The organism is Mucilaginibacter lutimaris (assembly GCF_042676625.1).
Classification (GTDB): domain Bacteria; phylum Bacteroidota; class Bacteroidia; order Sphingobacteriales; family Sphingobacteriaceae; genus Mucilaginibacter; species Mucilaginibacter lutimaris.
Map to the genome: position 1 here is coordinate 1,449,036 of NZ_JBHTIA010000003.1, position 22,143 is coordinate 1,471,178.

Sequence of the window (22,143 nt, forward strand, 5' to 3'; positions counted from 1 at the left end):
GTACTAATATGTTTGAAAATTTCTTGAAGTTGATTTTTTGGTAACCACGTCTATATCTTCCGTAAATGTAGCCAGCTTTTGTACGCCCATGTATTTACCTTCATCACTATCCCAAATATAATCGGCATACACATCGTACGTTACAACAGCTCTTATTACTACTCCTGCGTTATTTTTATACGAAATTAATTGTGTGATCATATAATAATCGCCGGTCAATGGTTGTTTATAGATTCTGCCGATTTGATTGTTTTGGCCAAACCAATTTATCCATGCATCTGGGTTTCCGGTTTGTATGTCAGTTAAAAAAGAAAATACCTGCATTATATTAACAAATGAGTTAAGGGTAGGTTTAATTCGTGGTATTTTACCATTTATTTTAAAGTCATGTAATATCTTGGTCCATTTTTGATGTACTTTTACTGGGATGGCATAGGCAGTATACCCTTGTTCATCATGATGATGAACAAGTTGGCCAAATTTATATGCCTTATGAGTAGGATTATATTTGATCCATTGATCATCGGCATTGACCAATTTAAATTGGTTAGTTGCAATATAATTTCTATTTTTTTCACTAAACATTTCCGGTTTCTTTTTTATTAATTGTGTCCAAAAATATTTGGCGTTTCTAGGCGCCCCTTTCACCGTACGAGAGTCGATTGGGGATGGGGTCATATCGATTGGGGTGCCATTTTTATAATATGATTCTGGTATAGGGTCGGTATTTTTGATGCCTTGTTGTTGTAACTCATTCCCTACGGCACCTAATTCGTCCTCGTTAGTAAACCATTCCTGATCATATACTACACTAAAATCAGTGGGTATATAAACTTTGGAATTTTCATTATAAGGCCGGCTAAGTACAGCTTGACGCACCTGTAAAACCCTTTGTCCTATGGCACCCCACGCATCTAATTCACTAGTTATTTGCTGTGTTTCTACAGCATTCTTAGATGGGTAAATACCTGATAGCTTTCCGAGCTTATTTCTAAGCCAGGTAATAAAGGGTGGATAAGTTTCCTCGTCGTCGATTAATTGATTAAGTTGGTCTTTGTTTGTAAGAAAATCGCCCCTGTAAGCCAAAAATAATTTTTCTGCTAATTCCTGTCGATCATTATCTGTCAAGTTAGTATTTACCGAATACTCGTTTTCAAGGTTCTTAACCTGATTTAGTATAGCTAAAAAAGCCCGTCCTTTTATTACAGAAGGACTATTATTGTCCGGTGCTTGTGGTAAATTTGGCGTAGAAATAGGGTAAGGCTGCCAGCCGCCATCACCCGTAGGAGGGCAACCTCCGCCAGGTTGTGCTACATTTATATGTTGTTTCCCATTGCTTGCGACTGTTACTGGGCACCCGCCGCTTCCCGATCCACCACCTGTAGTATACCCGGGAACATATCCATTATAAAACAAATCATATGGTAACAATGTCGCAATGTCTCCACCACCGCCGCTACCACCACCCGAACTACCGCCGCCGCCTGTACTACTACCATCGCCACAAAAAATACCCCATAGAAACTGACACCAATCTGATATGTATCCATCAACATGGCCTGCTTCATTCCAAAGGGTTGAGCCTGGTATACCTAATTGAAAACCGATCCAGTTAATGGCATCCCAAACAACTTTTACTAAACCCTCCAACCAAGTCCAAAAGCTATTAATGGCTTTTCTGTTTCCAACACTGTAGTTTATCGTTTGGTTGTTAACCAATCTGTACTTTTGTACTACCAGGCTTTTATCCAGCTTTTGCACTAATACTGTATCTGCCAACATATCCCATTCAACCAGTTTTCCGGTCCATAAACTATCCTGTCCAAACTCTTTATTACGATTGTCTGGTATAAAATTTAATAACATTGCAAATACGCTATCCTTGCCTCCAATTTTTTGCTCTGCGAAAACAATAGCAGGGGGATGTTCTGCGTAATAATTGGGATTATTTTCGCCTGTTCCTGTTTGCCCTGAAGCCAAAACTTTAGTTAATGATGATGACTTAGGGGTTTTATCAACATTTTGTAAGGGCATACTTACAAATTTAACCCCATTAATTTTTGCCTGGGTTGCCTTGCCCCAATCGGGTGTTAGAAATTGACCCATTGGATGATCAGTAAACCAATTTTGTATGTGTTCAGGCGCAATTAACTGACCTTGAATAACATTTTCTTGGTTATTAAATATCGGAATATTGGAACTATTTGGTCTACTAATGTCTTCTTTCTTACAGGATATTACAGTAAATGTTAAGAGCAGAAAGGTAAAGACTTGAAGGTAATACCCCCACTTTTTAAAGGTTTTTTTCATTATTGATTAGTTTAGGTTTAGCAATAATAAAAAATATCATTTAATAATTTGTGCGTGTTAGTTAAATTTTAATGTGAATTAAAAACCCGTAAAATAAAAAACTGGTTATCGCCCGTTAAGGCAATAACCAGTTCCTGTATAAGTTTTATTAAAATTATTGACCTGCGAACATGTCGTCGTAATAGTCAAGGCCCAGATGCGTGATAAGGTCTTCGCCCATTAAGTAACGTAAAGTGTTCTCAAGTTTAATCAATTGTTTAAAGATGTCATTCTCGGCATGTAAACCCGGCGCGGTTTGCGGCGATTTAAGGTAGAATGATAACCATTCCTGTATACCGCTCATGTTAGCGCGTTTAGCCATATCGCAAAATAAAGCTAAGTCTAAAGCGATAGGTGCTGCTAAGATAGAGTCGCGGCAAAGGAAGTTGATCTTAATTTGCATTTTGTAGCCTAACCAGCCAAAAATGTCGATGTTATCCCAGCTCTCTTTGTTATCGCCATGCGGGGGGTAGTAGTTGATACGGATCTTGTGGAAGATCTCACCGTAAAGCTCAGGATTATCCTCAGGGCGAAGAATGTCTTCTAACACACCTAATTTAGATACTTCCTTAGTTTTAAAGTTATCCGGATCGTCTAACACCAAACCATCGCGGTTACCCAAAATGTTGGTAGAGAACCAACCGTGTACACCTAATGAACGTGCTGCAAGGCCCGGTGCCAATACAGTTTTCATTAAAGTTTGGCCGGTTTTAAAATCTTTACCTGCAATCGGGGTTTTGGTTTGTTTAGCCAACTCTATCATTGCAGGGATATCAACCGTAAGGTTAGGGGCGCCGTTAGCGAATGGTACACCAAGTTTTAATGCCGCGTAAGCGTAGATCATACTTGGGGCAATACGTTTATCGTCGTCTTTTAAAGCCTGCTCAAAAGCAGCAAGGGTTTCGTGGATCTCCGAACCTTCAAAGTAAACCTCGGTAGAACCACACCATACCAATACAACGCGGTCTAAACCGTTATCTTTCTGGAAGTTTTGGATATCTTCCATAACCTGCTGCGCAAGTTCGTAACGGGTACCGGTTTTTACGTGTGTACCATCAAGGTTTTTAGCGTAGTTTTTATCAAAAGCTGCCTTCATAGGCACAATTGATTCTAAACCTTCTCTAACTGAATCTAATAAGTCGCGCTCAAGTACTTTAGCGTTTACGGCTGCCTGGTAAACGTTATCTTCATACACATCCCAGCCACCAAAAACCACATCGTTAAGGTTAGCCAATGGTACAAAATCTTTAATTTTAGGGTGACGGGCTTCGGTACGTTTGCCTAAACGGATGCTACCCATTTGGGTTAACGAGCCAATAGGCTGTGAAATGCCTTTTTTTACAGCTTCAACACCGGCAATTAGTGTAGTAGCTACTGCGCCTAAACCAGGTATTAAAATACCTAATTTACCTTCTGCAGGTTTAATGTTAATTTTCATTACTTACTGTTTGTTTAAAGGATAATGCCACCTGCTACAACATTTTTAAAAGATTGTAACAGGTTTAGTTTACTGTTGCTTTGTATATAGTAGTGATCGCTCACGGTTACTATCGTAGTATTTATATTAAACCCGATGCGGGTTCGCCTAATTGCGGGGCAAAGAATATAATTTTTTTGGACGAAAATTTATAAAGTTATAAAGATTACAGGCAGATGAAGATTGGCGCTAACTATAAGGCCTTTTCGTATATCCTGTAAATTTTATACTGGTCGCCTCCAATGGCTTCAATGGCACGGTTTACCATATCATTGTTTTCAAGGGTCCACGATGCTTCGGCATACTTTAAGCCTTTGCGCCTGTATTCCTTAATAATGCTGCCATATAAACTGGCTTCGATACCCAACTTACGGTAGCCATCAATTACGCCCAATAACATAATGCGGATGCCTGTTATCTTCTTTTTATTTAATAATAGTTTAAAGATACCCGTAGGCAATAACCTGCCTCTTTTAATGGTTTTAAGTATCTGGTTAATATCGGGAATGGCTACACCAAAGCCCACTATTTTACCATCCTGCTCGGCTACCAAAGCAAAATCAGGGTCGAGTATCATTTTAAGGTCTTTGGCGGTATAATCAAACTCTTCGTTGGTCATCGGAAAAAAGCCAAGGTTTTTATCCCAGGCTTTGTTATATACATCGCGCAGGGCATCGGCCTCCTGCTTAAAGTTCTTCAGGTTTATTTTGCGGATAACGATGTTGCTGTTGCGTTTTAAGCGTTCGGTAAGCATATCCAGCATCCTTAAAGATTTATCGTTGTAATTGGCACCATCCCAGTACCATGCAAGCAGGTCGGTTTGCTTTTTAAAACCGGCGTTCTCCAGCAGGGTAATGTAATACTCGGGGTTGTAGGTCATCATCACCACCGGCGACTTGTCAAACCCTTTGATCAATAAGCCACAGGTTTCGTTTGTTGATGGGTTAACCGGGCCAATAATGTTTTCCGCGCCTTTTTCTTTTACCCACTTTGTGGCAGTATCAAAAAGCAGATTGGCGGTCTCCTGGTCGTTTATACAATCAAAAAAACCAAAAAAACCATCGTTCGCTTTGTTAAAGCTATTATGGTTTGTGTTGTAGATGGCTGCAATACGGCCTACTATTTTATCGCTATCGTAAGCCAAAAAGGTTTGTAACGACGAGTGCTTGTGAAAGGGGTGTGTGGTTAGCAGGTCCTTTTGGGCAATAAATAATTCGGGTACGTAAAGCGGGTCGTTTTTATAAAGCTCGTGCGGAAAGTCAATAAAAGCAGCAAGGTCTTTTTTCGACTGTACCGGTACAATTTTTTTCATTTGGATGATGTGGTTAATAGGGGTACCCCGTAGGCCGGGTACCGCTATATTTAAAGAGATTATATATTTTCTTTAATAGTATTATTTGTTACGCCTACATGTTTAAACGCCTGCAATAGTTTTTCTACGGCTTCGTCAATTTGCTCGAATGTGTGGGTTGCCATTAGTGAGAACCTAAGCAATGATGAATCTGACGGTACGGCCGGAGATACAACAGGGTTTACAAATACACCCGCGTTTTGCAGGTAATTGGTAACCTGGAAGGTTTTTGCATTGTCGCGAATGTAAATAGGCAGGATAGGGCTTTCGGTAGCGCCAATATCAAAACCTTCGTCGGTTAATAATTTAACCGCGTAGTTGGTGTTGTCCCAAAGTTTTTGGATACGCTCGGGTTCGGCCTCAATAATATCAAGTGCCGCAATAACGCTGGCAACAGATCCCGGGGTCATGCTCGCGCTGAACATTAATGAACGGGCGCGGTGTTTTATATAATCTATAGTATCATGGTCGCTGGCTATAAAGCCGCCAAGTGATGCCAATGATTTACTAAAGGTGCTCATGATAAGGTCAACCTCGCTGGTTAAACCAAAGTGAGACGCGGTACCAGAACCATTATGGCCAATTACACCCAAACTGTGTGCATCATCAACCATAATATTCGCACCATATTTATCAGCAAGCTCAACAATGGCAGGTAACTTAACAATATCACCTTCCATGCTAAAAATACCGTCAACAACAATAACTTTTACAGCTTCTTCGGGCAGCAAGGCAAGTTTGCGCTCCAGGTCGGCCATGTCATTGTGGGCATATTTAATAACTTTTGAGAATGATAAACGCGTCCCGTCTATTATAGAGGCGTGATCGTATTCGTCAAGTATCAAATAATCGTTACGGCCGGTAATGCACGATAAAACACCCAGGTTAACCTGAAAACCTGTACTGAAAAGTACAGCCGCTTCTTTACCAACATACTGTGCCAAACGGTTTTCTAACTCGATGTGTATATCAAGGGTACCGTTTAAGAAACGTGAACCGGCACAACCGGAACCATATATGTCAATTGCTTTTTTTGTAGCTTCTTTTATTTTAGGATGGTTTGTTAAACCTAAATAGGAGTTAGAACCAAACATTAAAACACGCTTGCCGTTTATGATAACTTCAGTATCCTGACCAGACTCGATAGGCCTGAAAAAAGGATACAGTCCCTGTGCCCTGATCATATTTGCATCCTGGAACTGAGCAATCTTCTCGTGTAACTTTTTAACCATTTATAAACGCTGCTTAAATTTTTTGTAAAAATACCATGAATAAGCTTATAACTTGCATGGTAAATGTAAATTTTTTACACACCACCTTAATAGTATGTTAATATACTTCCATCAGGCAAATTAATTAAATTTTTTATTTATTCGCTACCATTATTTTGCATTTGTTTTAAAAATGTTGAAAAATCGTGCCAATTATCATTCAAATCTCCTAATTGCGTAATATTCCTGTTGTCCATTTTCATTTAAAACGGATATATAGGATATTCGCCTTCCCTTTAATAGACAAGAACGCGCGGAAACCTTTTTGCCGTATTTTTGTTTTGTTTGCATCTAAGCATTTATGAAAAAACTACGTTACTTATTCATTTCCAATCTACTACTTTTTTTGCCGGTAGTATTATTTGCTCAAACCCCTACAGATACCGCTACCGCCGTAGTGAGCTTAAGGCAAAGCATTGATTTTGCACTGCGTAACCAGCCGCAATTAAGGCAGGCAAATATTGATGAGCAAATTAATGAACGCGATATCAGGATAGCCTTATCGGCATGGCTGCCTCAAATTAACAGCAGCAGCCAATACCAGCATTATTTTCAAAGGCCGGCGCAGATTGCCGCGGGTGCAGGTGGTGGTACAGGTCAGCAAAACCTGGCCATTGCACATAATGTATCTACCTTAGGGGTAAACGCCAGCCAGGTTATATATAATAACGATGTGCTGCAGGCATCCCGGGCTTCAAAATATTCAAGACAGTATTATAAGCAAAATACCGAAAGCAGCAGGATAGATGTGGTATCTGATGTAAGCAAGGCTTTTTACGACGTTTTGTTATCGCAACGCCAGCTGGATATTATTAAGGAAGATATTGTGAGGCTTCGCAGAAGTTTAAAGGACGCTTACTCGCGTTACCAGGCGGGCGTAGTTGATAAAACAGATTATAAGCAAGCCACCATCGCTCTTAATAATTCATTAGCATCGCAAAAACAAACGCAGGAAGCTATTAAAAGCAAAACCGCTGTACTTAAACAAATAATGGGTTTTAACCCCGAAAAAGGGCTGGCGCTGTCTTACGATTCCATAAGTTTAACAACTGAGGCGCTTATTGATACTAACCAGGTTTTAAATTATACCAACCGTGTAGAGTACCAGTTACTGCAAACGCAAAAAAACCTCTTAAATTTAAACGTATCTTACTACAAGTGGGGTTTTCTGCCATCATTATCAGCAATAGGTGGGTATAGCCTGGCTTATTTTAACGATTCTTTTTCTAAACTGTATAACAATGGCTACCCAACATCATTTGCGGGGTTGTCATTAACCTTCCCGATATTTACAGGAGGCAAGCGTTTGCAAAATCTTGCTAAGGCACGTTTACAGGTAGAGCGCAGCGACCTTGACCTGATCAATAGCCGCAATACTATTAATACCGAATACACCCAGGCGCTGGCCAATTATAAAAGCAATTATAACTACTGGCTAACCCTTAAAGAAAATGTAACCTTAGCCAGGGATGTATATAAGGTTGTTGACCTGCAATACCGCGAAGGGATAAAAACTTACCTTGATGTAATTGTATCGCAAGCCGACCTGCGTACAGCCGAACTTAATTATTACAACTCATTGTTCCAGTTGCTGTCAAGTAAAATAGACCTGCAAAGAGCGCTTGGAACTTTGCGGCCCGAAACAGTACAATAACATAACCGGAGACTACTGAATAAAATCACAAAATCACTCGACATACACTCATAATGAAAAATAGATATACTTATCTCATCGCCGCTATCGCATTAATAACCATATCATCATGCGGTGACAAAAAGAAAGATGCCGCCGCCGCTCCGCCGGCCACACCGGTAAACGTAACTGAAGCGCAACAATCTGACGCGCTTTATTACGATAAATACCAGGGTACAGTTACCGCGCTTAACTCGGTTGAGCTGCGCAGCCAGGTAGGTGGTTTTATTACCGGCATATTCTTTAAAGAAGGCGATGTTGTACAAAAGGGCGCGCCGCTATACGAGATAGACCGCCGTAAATATGTCGCGGCTTATGAGCAGGCCAAAGCAAACCTGCTTAGCGCCAAAGCAAACCTCAGCAAGGCGCAAAAAGATATTGACCGTTATAACATGCTGTTAAAGAACGACGCCGTAGCCCGCCAGACGGTAGATCAGGCTACTGCCTCTTATGAAACCAGCCGCAGCCAGGTTGCGGTTGCACAGGCAGGTGTGGCATCGGCTGCTACCGACCTTTCATACGCTACCATCCGCGCGCCCTTTACCGGCCGTATTGGTATATCGCAGGTTAAATTAGGTGCGCAGGTGTCGCCGGGCACTACTTTATTAAACACTATATCTACAAGTAACCCAATAGGTGTAGACGTAGTTATAAACGAGCAGGATATTGAGCGTTTTTATAAACTGCAAAAAGTGAGTACTGATACTACCTTTTTACTGCAAACTGCCGACGGCACTTTATTAAAGAAACCGGGCAAGGTGTTCGCTATTGACCGCGGCGTTAGCGACCAGACCGGTACCATTAAGGTAAGGGTACAGTTCCCTAATGCCGATGACCGGTTAAAAGATGGTATGAGCTGCGTATTACAGGTGTTGAACGATGCCTCCGGCACCCGCGTGCAGATACCGTACAAAGCGGTTACCGAGCAAATGGGTGAGTTTTTTGTATTTGTAAGAAAAGACACTACTTACAGGGACACTACCCAGGATAAGAAGATTGTAGATAAACGCGATACCATTGGTAAGCAAATAAAGGTAGCATTAGGCCCGCGTATAAACAGCAACGTGGTGGTTTTAAAAGGCCTTAAACCGGGCGACCAGGTGATCTCCGAAGGTTTCCAACGCTTGCGCGATGGCGGTAAAGTAACCTTAGGCCCTCCGCCTGCAGCGGCTGGTGCAGCGCCAAAAAAATAAAGCGTTTATCACGATAGCTACTTAATGGGCATGCCCCTAATATTTAAGAAAAAGACATATACATAATGATCGCAGATACTTTCATAAAACGCCCGGTAACCGCTATAGTAATATCACTGGTTATACTGATCGTTGGGTTGCTGGCCATGTCGAGCCTCCCGATAGGGCAATATCCCGAAATTACGCCGCCAACCGTACAGGTAACGGGTACCTATACAGGTGCTGACGCCTTAACGGTTGAGCAAACAGTTGCCACGCCTGTAGAAGTACAGGTAAACGGTACCCCCGGCATGACCTACCTGCAAAGTAACAGCACCGGTAACGGCGCCATGAGCATGACGGTTAACTTTGAGGTTGGTACAGATATTAATATAGCCGCGCTTGATGTGCAGAACCGTGTAGGGATAGCGCTGCCTACATTGCCGCAAGAGGTGCAGCGTTTGGGTATGATAGTGCGTAAACGTAACCCCAGTATTTTGATGCTGGTGGCTATGTATTCGCCTAAAGGTACCCACGATGTGACGTTTACTGATAACTATACCAACGTATTTATAAAGGATGCGCTTTTGCGTACCAAAGGCGTGGGCGATGTATTTACACGGGCCGATGACTTTAGTATGCGAATATGGCTTAAGCCCGATAAGTTGGCCGCCCTTAACATGACATCGGCAGATGTTACAGCTGCTTTGGCCGAGCAAAACGCGCAGGTGGCCGCGGGTACTGTAGGCGCAACCCCGCAAATGAAGGGGCAAACCTTTGAGTACAGCGTATTGGTTAAAGGTCGTTTGACAGATAAATCGGAATTTGAGAACGTAGTTGTTAAAACCATGCCGCAAACAGGCGCGATTGTATACCTTAAAGATATTGCAAGGGTAGAGCTTGGTAAGTTTAACTACGCGGGTAACTCTTTTGTTGATGGTAAAAGGGCGTCGTACCTTTTAATATACCAGGCTCCGGGCAGTAACGCTATTGAAACTGCTGATAACGTTATCGCAACCATGAACGAACTTAAAAAAGCGTTCCCTGCCGATATCGACTTTGTGGTTCCTTTCGAGTCGGTTACTGTGGTAAAGGTATCGTTACACGAGGTTATCGAAACCCTGGTCATAGCCTTGTTCCTGGTAATTGTAGTGGTGTTTTTATTCCTGCAAAACTGGCGTACAACGCTTATCCCGGTATTGGCTATCCCGGTATCTATTGTGGGTACCTTCATCTTCTTCGTGCCGTTAGGGTTTACTATTAATACTCTAACCCTGTTCGGTTTTGTACTGGCTATTGGTATAGTTGTGGATGACGCCATTGTTGTGGTTGAGGCTGTACAGCATTACATGGACGAAGAGGGGATGAGCCCGAAAGAGGCAACACACCATGCCATGAAAGATATTTCGGCACCGGTAATAGCCATTGCGCTGATACTTGCTGCGGTGTTTGTACCGGTAGGCTTTGTACCGGGTATAGTTGGGCGTTTATACCAGCAGTTCGCTATAACCATCGCCATATCCGTACTTATCTCGGCATTTGTGGCGCTATCACTTACACCGGCCTTATGTACTATATTATTACGCCCCCACAAGATCGATGAAAAGTCAACCGGGCTAAACAGATGGTTCTATAAGTTTAACCAATGGTTTGACAGGGTTACCGGCCGTTACCGTAACGCGGTAGATAAGGGTATTAAAAACTCTAAGTTTGTGGTGATCATATTACTTTGTATCGTTATAGGTACGGTGTTATTGTTCAGGAAAAAACCGTCGGGCTTTTTACCGCTGGAGGATGAAGGCCGTATATACGTAACCTACGATCTACCCGAAGGTTCGTCTACTGAGCGTACCGTTGCCGTGTTGCACGAAATGATGGACACGCTTAAAACTGTGCATGCTATTAACCACTACGCTGCATTAGGCGGGTTAAACGCTGTAAACTTTGCGACAAAAAGTAACAGTGCAACCATATTTGTGCAGCTTAAACCGTGGGAAGAGCGATCAAAGAAAGAAGACCAGCTAAACGGTGTGATAGGATTGATACAGAAGAAGCTGGCCAAGTTTAAGGAAGCCAATGTGGTTGTTATCTCTCCCCCGGCTATACCCGGTTTAGGTAATACCGGTGGTTTCTCTTTTATATTACAGGAAAAAGAAGCAGGCGGCGATATAAAGAACTTTGAGAAGGTATTGAACAACTTTGTGGGTGCTGTTAACAAACGCCCCGAAATTGCTAAGGCATTTACTTTCTTTGGCGCACATACGCCCGCTTACCAGTTAACAATCGACAGAGAAAAGGCCAAAAAGTTAGGTGTGAAGTTATCTGATGTAAACGCAACCCTCCAAACCTATATGGGTAGCGCTTATGTAAACGATTTTACCGTTTATGGCCGTAACTTTAGGGTGGTGGCACAGGCCGATACAAACTACCGTACAAATATTGCAAACATAGGGCAGTACTTTGTACGTAACGATGCAGGTGCAATGGTGCCGTTAAGCACGCTAACCAGCTATAAGCTTATTGAAAATGCGCCGTTGATCTCGCACTATAACTTGTTCCGTTCTGCCGAGATAAACGGTAGCACCAAAGAGGGCTTTAGTAGCGGCGATGCCATTACGGCCTTAAAGGAAGTGGCTGCACAAACGTTGCCGCAAGGGTATGGTTACGAGTTTTCGGGCTTAAGCCGCGAAGAGTTGTTATCGGGTTCAAAAACCATATATATATTCGCGTTATCAATAGGCTTCGTGTTCCTGTTCCTCGCGGCACTGTACGAGAGCTGGTCGGTGCCATTCTCCGTGCTGCTTGCCGTGCCACTGGGCGCATTTGGAGCTATCCTCTTCTTGATGTTTAAACCGAGCTTAACCAACAATGTTTACGCGCAGATAGGTTTGATAACGCTCATAGGTTTGGCCGCCAAGAACGCCATTCTTATTGTGGAGTTTGCCAAAGAACGTGTGGACAGGGGAATGAACCTCGAAAAAGCGACGCTGGAGGCCGTAAGATTACGTTTAAGGCCAATAATCATGACCTCGATGGCATTTATACTGGGCGTGTTACCGTTGCTGTTCGCATCCGGTGCAGGTGCCGAGTCGAGGAAAACTATTGGCTGGACGGTGTTTGGCGGTATGTTGATGGCTACATCTCTTGCTATATTTATAGTGCCGGTGTTATATTACATCATTACCAAGTTTTCATACGGCGATGCTAAGCTGGCCGAAATGGAAAAGAATTATAAACCGGATCCGGAAGTTGATCCTAAAGTATAATAATGATCTACAAAGCCCCCGGTTGCAACCGGGGGCTTTTTGTTAGAGATTTAGTGATGTAAAATCTGGACAGTCGGCATATTTTCAATCAATAAAAGATATTTATAAATCTGTAAATACTACACTTTTAGTAAAAACGGTACACTTAAAAGCATAAGTAAGATTGTTTAATGCATAATTTTAACACTTTCTGACCGTGCTGGCTTAAAAGTCAGAACTTGGTTGATTATCAGCTTATAACAAGTAAATTTATTGTAAAATAAAGCTTACCGGATAACATTGGGATTACCATTTTAATACATAAAGTGCCAATTGGCAAAGTATTTGATTATAGCCGTGTATCACAATTTATAATTGTATTACTAAAAACACGACAATGAAAAAAATGACTAAATTAGTAGCAGGAGCTTTGACAGCAGCTGCTATATTTTTCGGAACAAACGTAGCGAGTGCACAATCAACACCAAAAAGCGCATGGCGTTTTGGTATTGGAGTAGACGGTTTAGCCCCTGTAGGGAAATTGCATGATGTATCTAACGTTGGTTTAGGTATAACCCCGCGTTTACAATATGGTATCTCTGATGCCCTTGCCCTTACACTAACTTCAGGTTATTATAATTTCTTTGGCAAAAATATCAATGCTGCCGGGGGTGTAAATTCAGGTTATAAATCTAAGTCTTTTGGTATGGTACCAGTTAAGGCAGGCGTTAAAGCTTTTGTATCCAAAAACTTCTACCTGGATGGTGAAGTTGGTGCCGCATTTGAAACCAGCCACTTCGGTGATTATGAAGGTAGAGTTGGTCAGAATCCAAAACAAACTAAATTGATCGCATCACCTGGTATAGGTTGGGCTAATCAAACATGGGATATTGGCGCACGTTACGAGAACTTCTCTGGCCAAAGCACCAATTTTGGTACCCTTGGTTTACGTATAGCTTACGGTTTCGGTTTATAATATTGCCGAACTTCTACTTACAAAAAATCCCCTCGTCAATATGGCGAGGGGATTTTTTGTTTAGTCTTAATTTGTGTTAGTGAATTATGGAACAATTAAAATTCTGTCAATTCTTGAACTCTAATCATTCGGGTTCAGACTAATTTTGCCAGAGCAGCTTTTATACGTTTCATCGCTTTAACCAATTTATCTTCAGCGGCAGCATAAGATATACGAATAGATTTTTTATCGCCGAATGAATCGCCGCCAACTGTAGCAACGTGGCCTTCTTCTAATAAATAGATGCTCAGCTCATCAGCATCATTAATAGTTTTGCCATTATAACTTTTACCGAAGAATGAAGTTACATTAGGGAAGAAGTAGAACGCACCATCGGGCAGGTTAACTTCTATGCCTGGGATGTCTTTTAATAAGCCATAAACAAGGTCGCGGCGTTTTTGAAATTGCTCGCGCATTTTGTGCACGCTTTCCAAGCCACCTGTGTAGGCAGCCACACCAGCTTTTTGGGTGATAGAGCATGTGCCCGATGTTATCTGGCCCTGTATCTTATCGCAGGCAGCAGCAATTTCACTGTTAGACGCCGTGTAGCCAATTCTCCAACCGGTCATGGCAAAAGCCTTAGACCATCCGTTTACTATCACCACGCGGTCTTTAATGCTCTCAAACTGTGCAATAGATTCGTGGCCGCCAATAAAGTTGATATGCTCGTAGATTTCATCGCTCAGGATATAGATCTGGGGGTATTTTTCAAATACTTTAGCCAGGCTTGCCAATTCTTCCTTGCTGTAAACGCTGCCTGTAGGGTTACACGGCGACGAGAACATGAAGAGTTTTGTTTTTGGCGTAATAGCGGACTCTAACTGCTCGGCAGTAATTTTAAAATTAGTTTCAACCGTGGTGTCAATGAACACACTAACACCTTCGGCCAGTTTTACAATCTCCGAGTATGAAACCCAGTAAGGGGTAGGGATAATAACCTCTTCGCCCGGGTTAACCAAACATAGCACCGCGTTAGCAAGCGCTTGTTTAGCGCCGGTAGAAACTACAATTTGCGTATCAGTATAATCCAGGTTGTTTTCATTCTTCAGCTTACCAACAACAGCCTTGCGCAGGTCGGGGTAACCGGCCACCGGCGTATAATAGGTAAAGTTGTTATCCATTGCCGTTTTTGCGGCCTCCTTAATATGCTCAGGGGTATGAAAATCGGGCTCGCCAAAGCTAAGGCTTATTACATCTACACCTTTAGCGGCCAATTCGCGACCCATTTTTGCCATTTTAATGGTTTGGGATTCTGACAGGTTGTTTATCCTGTTACTTAATGCGCTCATATTGTTGTTTTTGTTATTGCGGCAAATATAGAAAATTAGTTTACTGCTGGTTTATTAAAACCAGCACAATTAGGGGAGGTGTTAACATATATTTTGTTTTGTAGAGAACTATTTATAACCAATAAGTATTAATAATGCTGTTATCATAAATAAAATGAATAACTACGTTAATTTTCAGGAGAAAGACATTACTGACGTTGGGGAAACAGATAATAAAATGAGCCGGCCCGATAAGCTGTTTCTTACCTGTATAGCCGCTTTTATATTTATTATTTATGTAATTACCGATCTGTGTTTTGAAATGTACACGGAAAACATTACCCTGGGCGAATATGTCGGTTGTGGTATAGTGGTATTTATAATACTCACTTACTATTGTGTAAAATACATAGGCTTGAAGCGGTTTATGACCTATGCTAATATTATGGTTGGTACCTTCCTTCTTTCGGTGTTGTTAGGGATGAATTTGCATAGCGTCAAGCTATTGTATTATGCGGCTAAAGGCGATACTAAAATCACCCGGATAAATATCAATACAGTAAAGAAAATAATTTCAAAACGCTCCTTTATTGGCAGTTATATTTATGCCGATTATGACCATCATGCGCTCAGGTTCGAGTCGTCCCGGGTTAATTATTATGCTTTAAAGAATGCTCATAGTATGGTTGCCAATATAGGTAAGGCCGGGGCAAATAACTATTATATTACCAGGGTACAATGGCATGGCGATCAAAAAAGTATTGCGCGTAAACAGTATTGGGCACATTGGTTTAGTAAAGCACTATCATTTACTTATATAGTAGCTGGCATAATAGCCCTTTTTGTTGCAGGCATCGTTTTAAAAGTAAAGCTTGGTATAAAAAAGCCTAACTTCTTTACACGGTTGTCGCCTTTGAAGATTGTATTGTTATTTTTTGGTATAATGGTTGGATTAGTAATATTGATCGTATTGGTAGCATATACTTATATGCTGATAAGATACGGAAGAATTGGTAGGTATTAATAGTATTTTGATTACTGCAAGCCTAAAAATCCGTAAGTTTGGCTTCTTAAAACTGGGTTTGTGAAGGAACAAAAAAGGATAATCCTCATATCGCTTATTACCGGCGCAGTGCTGATGGTAATGAAATTCGGCGCCTACTTACTCACCAACTCAAACTTTGTGTTAACTGATGCTGCTGAGAGTATTGTGAATGTGGTAGCAAGCTCTTTCGCGTTTTTCAGCATCTACCTGGCATCACAACCAAGGGACGAGAATCACCCATATGGGCATGGAAAAGTAGAGTACTTCTCTGTTTTTATAGAAGGGGCCTTAATTGGCATAGCCGGGGTAATTATTGTTGCCAAATCAACTTACAGTATTTTTTATCCCGAGGTTATTCATGATCTGTTACTGGGCGCTATTATTATAGGCATCACCGGTGCAATAAATGGGGGGCTTGGCTATTATCTTATCAGTAAAGGTAAAAGCCTGCGGTCTATAACCCTTGAGGCTGATGGCAGGCATTTAATTACTGATGCTGTTACCAGCAGTGGCCTTGTAATAGGTTTACTGCTGATACACTTTACCAAAATACTTTGGCTGGATAGCGTGTTGTCTATCCTTGTAGGCATTTATATTATGTACACCGGGTACAAGCTTATCCGCCGGTCTGTGGCGGGGTTAATGGACGAAACCGATTTCACGGTTGTAAATGATATCGTAAAGGTTTTAAGCGATCAGCGCCGCGAAGAATGGATAGATATACATAACCTGCGCGCGCAAAAATATGGTCACGAGTTGCATATAGACTGTCATCTTACCTTGCCAAACTATTTTGACCTTAACCGGGTGCACGAGGAGGTGAAGCTGGTAGAGCAACTGGTAAATAAAAACGCGGGCATAGTAACCGAATTTTTTATTCATACCGATCCCTGCCTGCCGTATTGCTGCCATTACTGTAGTATGCCTAACTGCCCCATCAGAAGAGAGGCGAAAACAGAAGATATACCGTGGACGATGGATAAAGTAATGCGTAACAAAAAACATTATGAGTAAAAAGTTTTTTAATTTGCGTGTTTACGGCCTGCTGATAAATGAGGCCAACGAGGTTTTGATAAGCGATGAGCAGGAGTATGGCTTTAAATTTACCAAGTTCCCCGGCGGTGGTTTAGAGTACGGCGAAGGACTGATAGAGGGCCTTAAACGCGAGTTTGTTGAAGAATGTAATACAGAAGTAGAAGTGATAAGTCACTTTTATACCACCGATTTTTTTGTAAAGTCGGCCTTTAACGACTCACAGATCATCAGCGTTTATTACCTGGTAAAAGCAGTATCTGAGCTTCGTTTTACCACCAAGATAGAAGTATTTGATTTTGACGGCGAGGGCGATGTTTTACAATCCTTCCGCTGGGTAAAATTAAGCGACCTTACCGTCGATGCCTTTACCTTCCCAACCGACCAATACGTAGCCGACCTATTATTAAAAACAATATGAGCTTAGCCGATCGCGACCTGAAAGTTATATGGCACCCTTACACGCAAATGAAAACGGCGCAGCCGCCGATCCCTATAGTGAGGGGTGAAGGCACCTGCTTGTATGCAGAGGATGGTACAAAATATATAGATGCCATATCATCATGGTGGGTAAATATCCACGGGCATTCACATCCGTACATCGCGAAAAAAATAGCCGAACAATTAACTGTTTTGGAGCACGTTATTTTTGCCGGCTTTACACATCCCGGCGCGGTTGAACTGGCCGAGCGGTTGCTGGCACTCTTACCAAACAACCAGGCTAAAGCATTTTATTCTGATAATGGCTCCACCGCAGTAGAGGTCGCCATAAAAATGTGCCTGCAATACTGGCATAACAAAGGAGAAGAGCGAACTAAGATAATCGCTTTTAAGAATGCCTATCATGGCGATACATTTGGCGCCATGTCGGTTAGCGGGCGCAGCGCATTCACGGCTGCATTCGATAGTTTATTATTTGAGGTGGAGTTTATTGATCTGCCTGATGCGGAGAATATCGAAACGTTAAAATCTCAAATCTCAGATCTCAAGTCTCAGATCTCATCATTTATTTTCGAGCCGCTTGTGCAGGGTTCGGCAGGTATGGTGATGTATGAGGCGAAGTACCTTGACGAATTGATGGCTCATTGCCGTGCAGAAGGTATTATGCTGATAGCCGACGAAGTATTCACCGGTTTTGGGCGTACGGGCAAATCTTTTGCCTGCGAGCATGTCGCCACACAGCCTGATATCATGTGTTTCTCAAAGGGGCTTACAGGTGGTACAATGGCTTTTGGTTTAACAACCTGTACACAGGAAATTTACGACGCGTTTTTATCCGATGATAAAATGAAGACGTTGTTTCACGGGCATTCGTACACCGCTAACCCTATTGCCTGCGCCGCGGCTTTGGCAAGCCTGGATCTATTTGTTGACCCATCAACCCAACAAAATATCGACCGTATTATAGCCAAACACCAGATATTTGCTGAAAGCGTTGAGGGGCATAGGTCTATAAGAAGCACGCGCCAAACAGGTACCATCCTGGCGCTGGAATGGGAAACAGGTAACAACACGTCGTACTTTAGCGGGCTGCGCGATAAGTTGTATCACTACTTTTTAGACAGGGGTATAATCTTAAGGCCTTTGGGTAATATTATTTACATTTTACCCCCATATTGCATTACTGATACCGAACTCGATTACATTTACGCCACCATAGGGCAAGCCCTTGATGAGATATAAACCATGGAACTAAACACAATATTACCCCAAATAATTGCCGATAACCGGCTGCACGCGCGTTGGTTAAACACCCTGTCGCTTATGGAAAACACAGGTGCCCGGAAGATCTCGGCGAGCGAAGACCCCGCCACAGTTACCTACATCATTTTAAAACACGCTGCCGAAGAACACCGTCACGCTTTTTATTTGAAAAAACAAATAGAGAAAACAGGTGAACAATTGCCAACGTATGCTGCCGGGTACCTCATTGCGCCCGCCTTTAGCAAACGTTATTTGAACCAGTTAGATATTGACGTTTGCCGTTACCTAAAAAAAGAATTGCATTTAAGCGGATCTGAGTTGCGTTTTGCAGCATACTTGTTGGTAACCTACGCTATAGAAGTGCGTGCCGATGAACTTTACCCTATTTACCAGGATGCACTCGACGCTGTGGGCAGTAAAGTAAACGTCAAATCTATAATTTTAGAGGAAGAAGGCCACCTGGAAGAAATGATAAACCAACTGCAAAAGTTTTCGTCGGATTGGGAAGCACACGCGCAAAAGGCCGTTGATATGGAAACCCGTTTATTTGGCCAATGGGTTAACAGCTTATCATCAGAACTAAATTAAAATATACTATATATTAAAAGCAAAGCCCGTTAGTTTTTAACTAACGGGCCTTTTTTCTATTTATAAGGGCTTAGTTACCGCCACCGCCTCTCATGGAGTTTAACTCCTCCATGGTGATTTTATCAAAATCGGCAGGTACGGCAAACGTACCTTTTGGTAGCTTTTGTTCTGTTACGCTTTTAACCGTAATTTCTGATGTTTGACCGTCGCGGGTGCTGGTGTATTGGATTGGCACACCACCTGCTTTGGCATAAACTTTCGATGCCGCGTTCATTGGCAGGCTAATATCATTAGTTACCCATACATCGTATTTTTTGTTATCCTTAGTATCGGTGGCAACCACTTTTTTGCAGTTAAAGCCGTTAATAACTTTAGTTTCGGTAGTAGGAGCAAATGTGTATACAGGCAGCTTAGAATATTGCTCTTCAACTTCAGCAGGTGTAGCAACAGCGGCTTTTTTAATTGAGGCAACAGCCACATCAACTAAATAGACCATGTAAGTGCCTTTGTTGTCTGTAAGTACCTTAATATTTGCCGGCCCGGCGCTAAAAGCGATAGCACTCGAATCGGCGTTAAAGTAATTTTTGGCATCAACTGTTTGGCCCATAACGCTCATGCTTAGGGTAGCAACACCTTCTTTGTAAGCTTTTTGCGCGCTGGCGCTCATAGCTGTTGCGGTAAGTGCAATACCCAGGGCAACAGTAAATAGTTTATTATTCATAGTTTTAATTTAATGGATACAATTTAGTGTGTAATTAACTCGTGTGCAAGTTTTTTAAGATGTTTTTTAATTATTTATGTGAATTAGATGCTATACAAACCGATTTGTTACGTTTTAATATGTGATAATTAGTTTTACTACTTTTTAAACTTGCTATAAATGCTTCTACATATTTTGGCGAATTGTCCGCATTGATAATAACGGTTTTACCCTTTAGCATGCCCGTATCTATAAAGGCGTTTCTGCTCACAAATAGATATTGAATATTTATTTGCTGCGGGATGGACTGTATTTTACGCTCACCGTTTAACAGCAGTATATTTTTATTTTGAAAGTTGATGTAGTTGCCCTGCTTTATCAAATATGGCAGGGTTATATTATCGGCAATATGATACACCTTAAAATCGGTGATTTTGCTGCTATCCAGCCCGGGCTGTACGGCGTACTGAAAGTTTCTGTCTGTTTGCGGCAGATCACTTATCACCACACCATGTGTACCAGCCTTAAATACAATGCCTGTATGTTTGCGCAGGTTTAAAAAGGTAATGGAGTTGGTAGCATCGGCAGTTAACTTTTTGAAGCTGATTCTTACGCTAAATGCAAGCGTACATAATAAAGCAGCTTTTATAGCCCACCGCCCTTTGTTATACAAAAAATAAAATAACGATATAATAATGGCATACAACAGTATGTACTCAAACTTTGTAAGCCATATTTTACCGATGCTTGCATAAGGCGAATGTTCTATAATAGCTAATGCCTTATTCATCAACAGGATAGTGTGCTCCAGTATATAACCAAGTATGCCGGATATATGTGGCATTTGCGGCAGCAGCAACAAAAGCAGCCCGGTATACATCACTATAATAATGGGGATAGCTATTAACAGGTTGCTCAATAAAAAATAAACCGGGAACTGGTGAAAGTAATATGCGCTAAGTGGAAAAGTAATTACCTGGGCGGCAATAGATACTGAACACGCCAGCCAGATATTATCTAACCACTTATTTTTTATGATTAACCAGCCATACACTATAGGTTGGAAAATTACCAACCCTGCAACCGCGAGGTAGGAGAGTTGAAAGCCTACGTCTGTAAGCAAAAATGGGTCGTACAACAACAACCCTAAAGCTGATGCAGCCAGTAAATTTAGCGTGTTAATGTACCTGCTGTAGGTTTTACCGGTTATTACCAAACTGATCATAACCGCGGCACGGCAAACCGCGGGCGAAAATCCCGTTAGCAAAGCATACGCCCATATTAAACTTATAATTAGTATGGCCTTAATTATCTTGCCGCGTTTAGATACATCCAGGAAACCCAGCATCCAGCCAAGCAGTATGTAAATGATTGCCACGTGCCCGCCCGAAACCGACAGGATATGGATAGTGCCGGTTTTAGAATAGGCTTGCAATACATCGTTACTTAAATCGGCTTTGTAGCCCAGTATCAGGGTTGATGCTACCGCTATGGCCGTAGTATCATGCATATTGTGTTTAAACTTTTCTACAAGATTTTGCCTTACACGTAGCGCATATGCAATTACAGGGTTACCATTTCCAGCTGAAACTATTTTGTACTGTTTTGGATATAAGTAAGCCTGATGGTACACATTCTTGTTGGCCAGGTACTGCTTATAATTAAACTCACCGGGATTATACGGAGGGTCGACAGGCAAATAGTTTGCCGGTATGATCAGTTGTTCGCCATAGAAAAGGTTTTCAGCCAGTTCATCTTTAATGGTAACCAGCAATGTGCCGCTTGTTTTAGTAACCCGGTTGTCGTTGCTTACCGCTTTTACATCTGCCGTAAACCGTACCATATCATCCTTTACTTTTGGTTCGGATGTAATGTTTATCAGCATTTTTTGAGCTGCTTTTTTTGAAAAGTGGTCTGGTTGATTTAGCTGATTATGATTAATTGTAACAAACCACCCAAACAAGAATAATATAGTGTAAAGCAATGCGCCGCCAAGCCAGCGTGCTTTGTATATATGTAGTTTGGCATAGGCCAAATTAAGCCCGATAAATATTAACGTAAAGGTAATTAGCGCGGCTAAAACAAAGTTATTGGATGTATGTAAACGCAACAGCGCGCCGGTTATGCCTGCTAAAAAGGGGAGGAGTAATACAACAATGGGTATTTCGCCCTTGTGCTTAGCAATCATAATAATTTATTATTCAACAGTTTTATTAAGCCTGCATGGGATGAG

At 41.8% G+C, this 22,143-nt stretch carries 16 protein-coding genes; 9 read left to right on the forward strand and 7 right to left on the reverse strand.

All coding sequences use genetic code 11. The features are described 5' to 3' along the window. Window positions 1-3: 3 nt before the first annotated feature. The 4 genes from ACFQZI_RS07475 to spt all read right to left on the reverse strand — a co-directional run bounded on the left by ACFQZI_RS07475 (window position 4) and on the right by spt (window position 6,409). On the reverse strand, window positions 4-2,310 hold the full coding sequence (locus tag ACFQZI_RS07475) for a hypothetical protein (protein ID WP_377140533.1): 2,307 nt from the start codon (window positions 2,308-2,310) through the stop codon (window positions 4-6). Window positions 2,311-2,464: 154 nt separating this feature from the next. After that, on the reverse strand, window positions 2,465-3,787 hold the full coding sequence (locus ACFQZI_RS07480) for an inositol-3-phosphate synthase (RefSeq protein WP_377140535.1): 1,323 nt from the start codon (window positions 3,785-3,787) through the stop codon (window positions 2,465-2,467). Window positions 3,788-4,019: 232 nt separating this feature from the next. Continuing rightward, on the reverse strand, window positions 4,020-5,138 hold the full coding sequence (locus ACFQZI_RS07485) for a hypothetical protein (protein WP_377140537.1): 1,119 nt from the start codon (window positions 5,136-5,138) through the stop codon (window positions 4,020-4,022). A gap of 59 nt (window positions 5,139-5,197) precedes the next feature. Further along, window positions 5,198-6,409, reverse strand: coding sequence for a serine palmitoyltransferase (gene spt, locus ACFQZI_RS07490; RefSeq protein WP_377140540.1), 1,212 nt, complete (start codon window positions 6,407-6,409; stop codon window positions 5,198-5,200). A 340-nt stretch (window positions 6,410-6,749) separates the two neighbouring features. Between spt and ACFQZI_RS07495 the strand changes: the two genes are divergently transcribed. The 4 genes from ACFQZI_RS07495 (at window position 6,750) to ACFQZI_RS07510 (ending at window position 13,534) form a co-directional block, all read left to right on the forward strand. Further along, the gene (locus ACFQZI_RS07495; RefSeq protein WP_377140544.1) at window positions 6,750-8,102 is read left to right on the forward strand and encodes a TolC family protein; all 1,353 of its coding nucleotides are present in this window, start codon (window positions 6,750-6,752) and stop codon (window positions 8,100-8,102) included. 53 nt (window positions 8,103-8,155) lie between these two features. After that, entirely contained in the window at window positions 8,156-9,334 is a 1,179-nt protein-coding gene (locus ACFQZI_RS07500) for an efflux RND transporter periplasmic adaptor subunit (RefSeq protein ID WP_377140547.1), read from the forward strand. Window positions 9,335-9,399: 65 nt separating this feature from the next. Further along, complete coding sequence (locus ACFQZI_RS07505; RefSeq protein WP_377140550.1) at window positions 9,400-12,579, forward strand: efflux RND transporter permease subunit; 3,180 nt, start codon at window positions 9,400-9,402, stop codon at window positions 12,577-12,579. A gap of 376 nt (window positions 12,580-12,955) precedes the next feature. Next, entirely contained in the window at window positions 12,956-13,534 is a 579-nt protein-coding gene (locus ACFQZI_RS07510; RefSeq protein ID WP_377140552.1) for a hypothetical protein, read from the forward strand. Window positions 13,535-13,668: 134 nt separating this feature from the next. Here ACFQZI_RS07510 and ACFQZI_RS07515 read toward each other — a convergent pair whose 3' ends face one another. After that, window positions 13,669-14,862 (reverse strand): pyridoxal phosphate-dependent aminotransferase, encoded by a 1,194-nt coding sequence (locus ACFQZI_RS07515; protein ID WP_377140555.1) that lies wholly within the window; start codon window positions 14,860-14,862, stop codon window positions 13,669-13,671. Window positions 14,863-15,016: 154 nt separating this feature from the next. On the opposite strand from ACFQZI_RS07515, the gene ACFQZI_RS07520 reads away from it, so the two are divergent. The 5 genes from ACFQZI_RS07520 to ACFQZI_RS07540 are packed head-to-tail and all read left to right on the forward strand — an operon-like array spanning window position 15,017 to window position 19,210. Beyond that, window positions 15,017-15,865, forward strand: a complete 849-nt coding sequence (locus ACFQZI_RS07520; protein WP_377140557.1) for a hypothetical protein — start codon at window positions 15,017-15,019, stop codon at window positions 15,863-15,865. A 60-nt stretch (window positions 15,866-15,925) separates the two neighbouring features. After that, entirely contained in the window at window positions 15,926-16,900 is a 975-nt protein-coding gene (locus tag ACFQZI_RS07525) for a cation diffusion facilitator family transporter (RefSeq protein WP_377140560.1), read from the forward strand. After that, the gene (locus ACFQZI_RS07530; RefSeq protein WP_377140563.1) at window positions 16,893-17,339 is read left to right on the forward strand and encodes an NUDIX domain-containing protein; all 447 of its coding nucleotides are present in this window, start codon (window positions 16,893-16,895) and stop codon (window positions 17,337-17,339) included. The genes ACFQZI_RS07525 and ACFQZI_RS07530 overlap by 8 nt, the downstream gene beginning before the upstream one ends. Further along, a complete protein-coding gene (gene bioA / locus ACFQZI_RS07535; protein ID WP_377140566.1) occupies window positions 17,336-18,601 on the forward strand; it encodes an adenosylmethionine--8-amino-7-oxononanoate transaminase in 1,266 nt (421 codons plus the stop codon). Before ACFQZI_RS07530 ends, bioA begins: the two co-directional genes overlap by 4 nt. A 3-nt stretch (window positions 18,602-18,604) precedes the next feature. Further along, window positions 18,605-19,210, forward strand: a complete 606-nt coding sequence (locus ACFQZI_RS07540; RefSeq protein WP_377140569.1) for a hypothetical protein — start codon at window positions 18,605-18,607, stop codon at window positions 19,208-19,210. Window positions 19,211-19,280: 70 nt separating this feature from the next. Here ACFQZI_RS07540 and ACFQZI_RS07545 read toward each other — a convergent pair whose 3' ends face one another. Both ACFQZI_RS07545 and ACFQZI_RS07550 read right to left on the reverse strand, forming a co-directional pair. Continuing rightward, window positions 19,281-19,931: a DUF4412 domain-containing protein gene (locus tag ACFQZI_RS07545; protein ID WP_377140572.1), complete on the reverse strand. Its 651-nt coding sequence runs from the start codon at window positions 19,929-19,931 to the stop codon at window positions 19,281-19,283. A 70-nt stretch (window positions 19,932-20,001) separates the two neighbouring features. Then, on the reverse strand, window positions 20,002-22,098 hold the full coding sequence (locus ACFQZI_RS07550) for a ComEC/Rec2 family competence protein (protein ID WP_377140574.1): 2,097 nt from the start codon (window positions 22,096-22,098) through the stop codon (window positions 20,002-20,004). Window positions 22,099-22,143 lie beyond the last annotated feature (45 nt).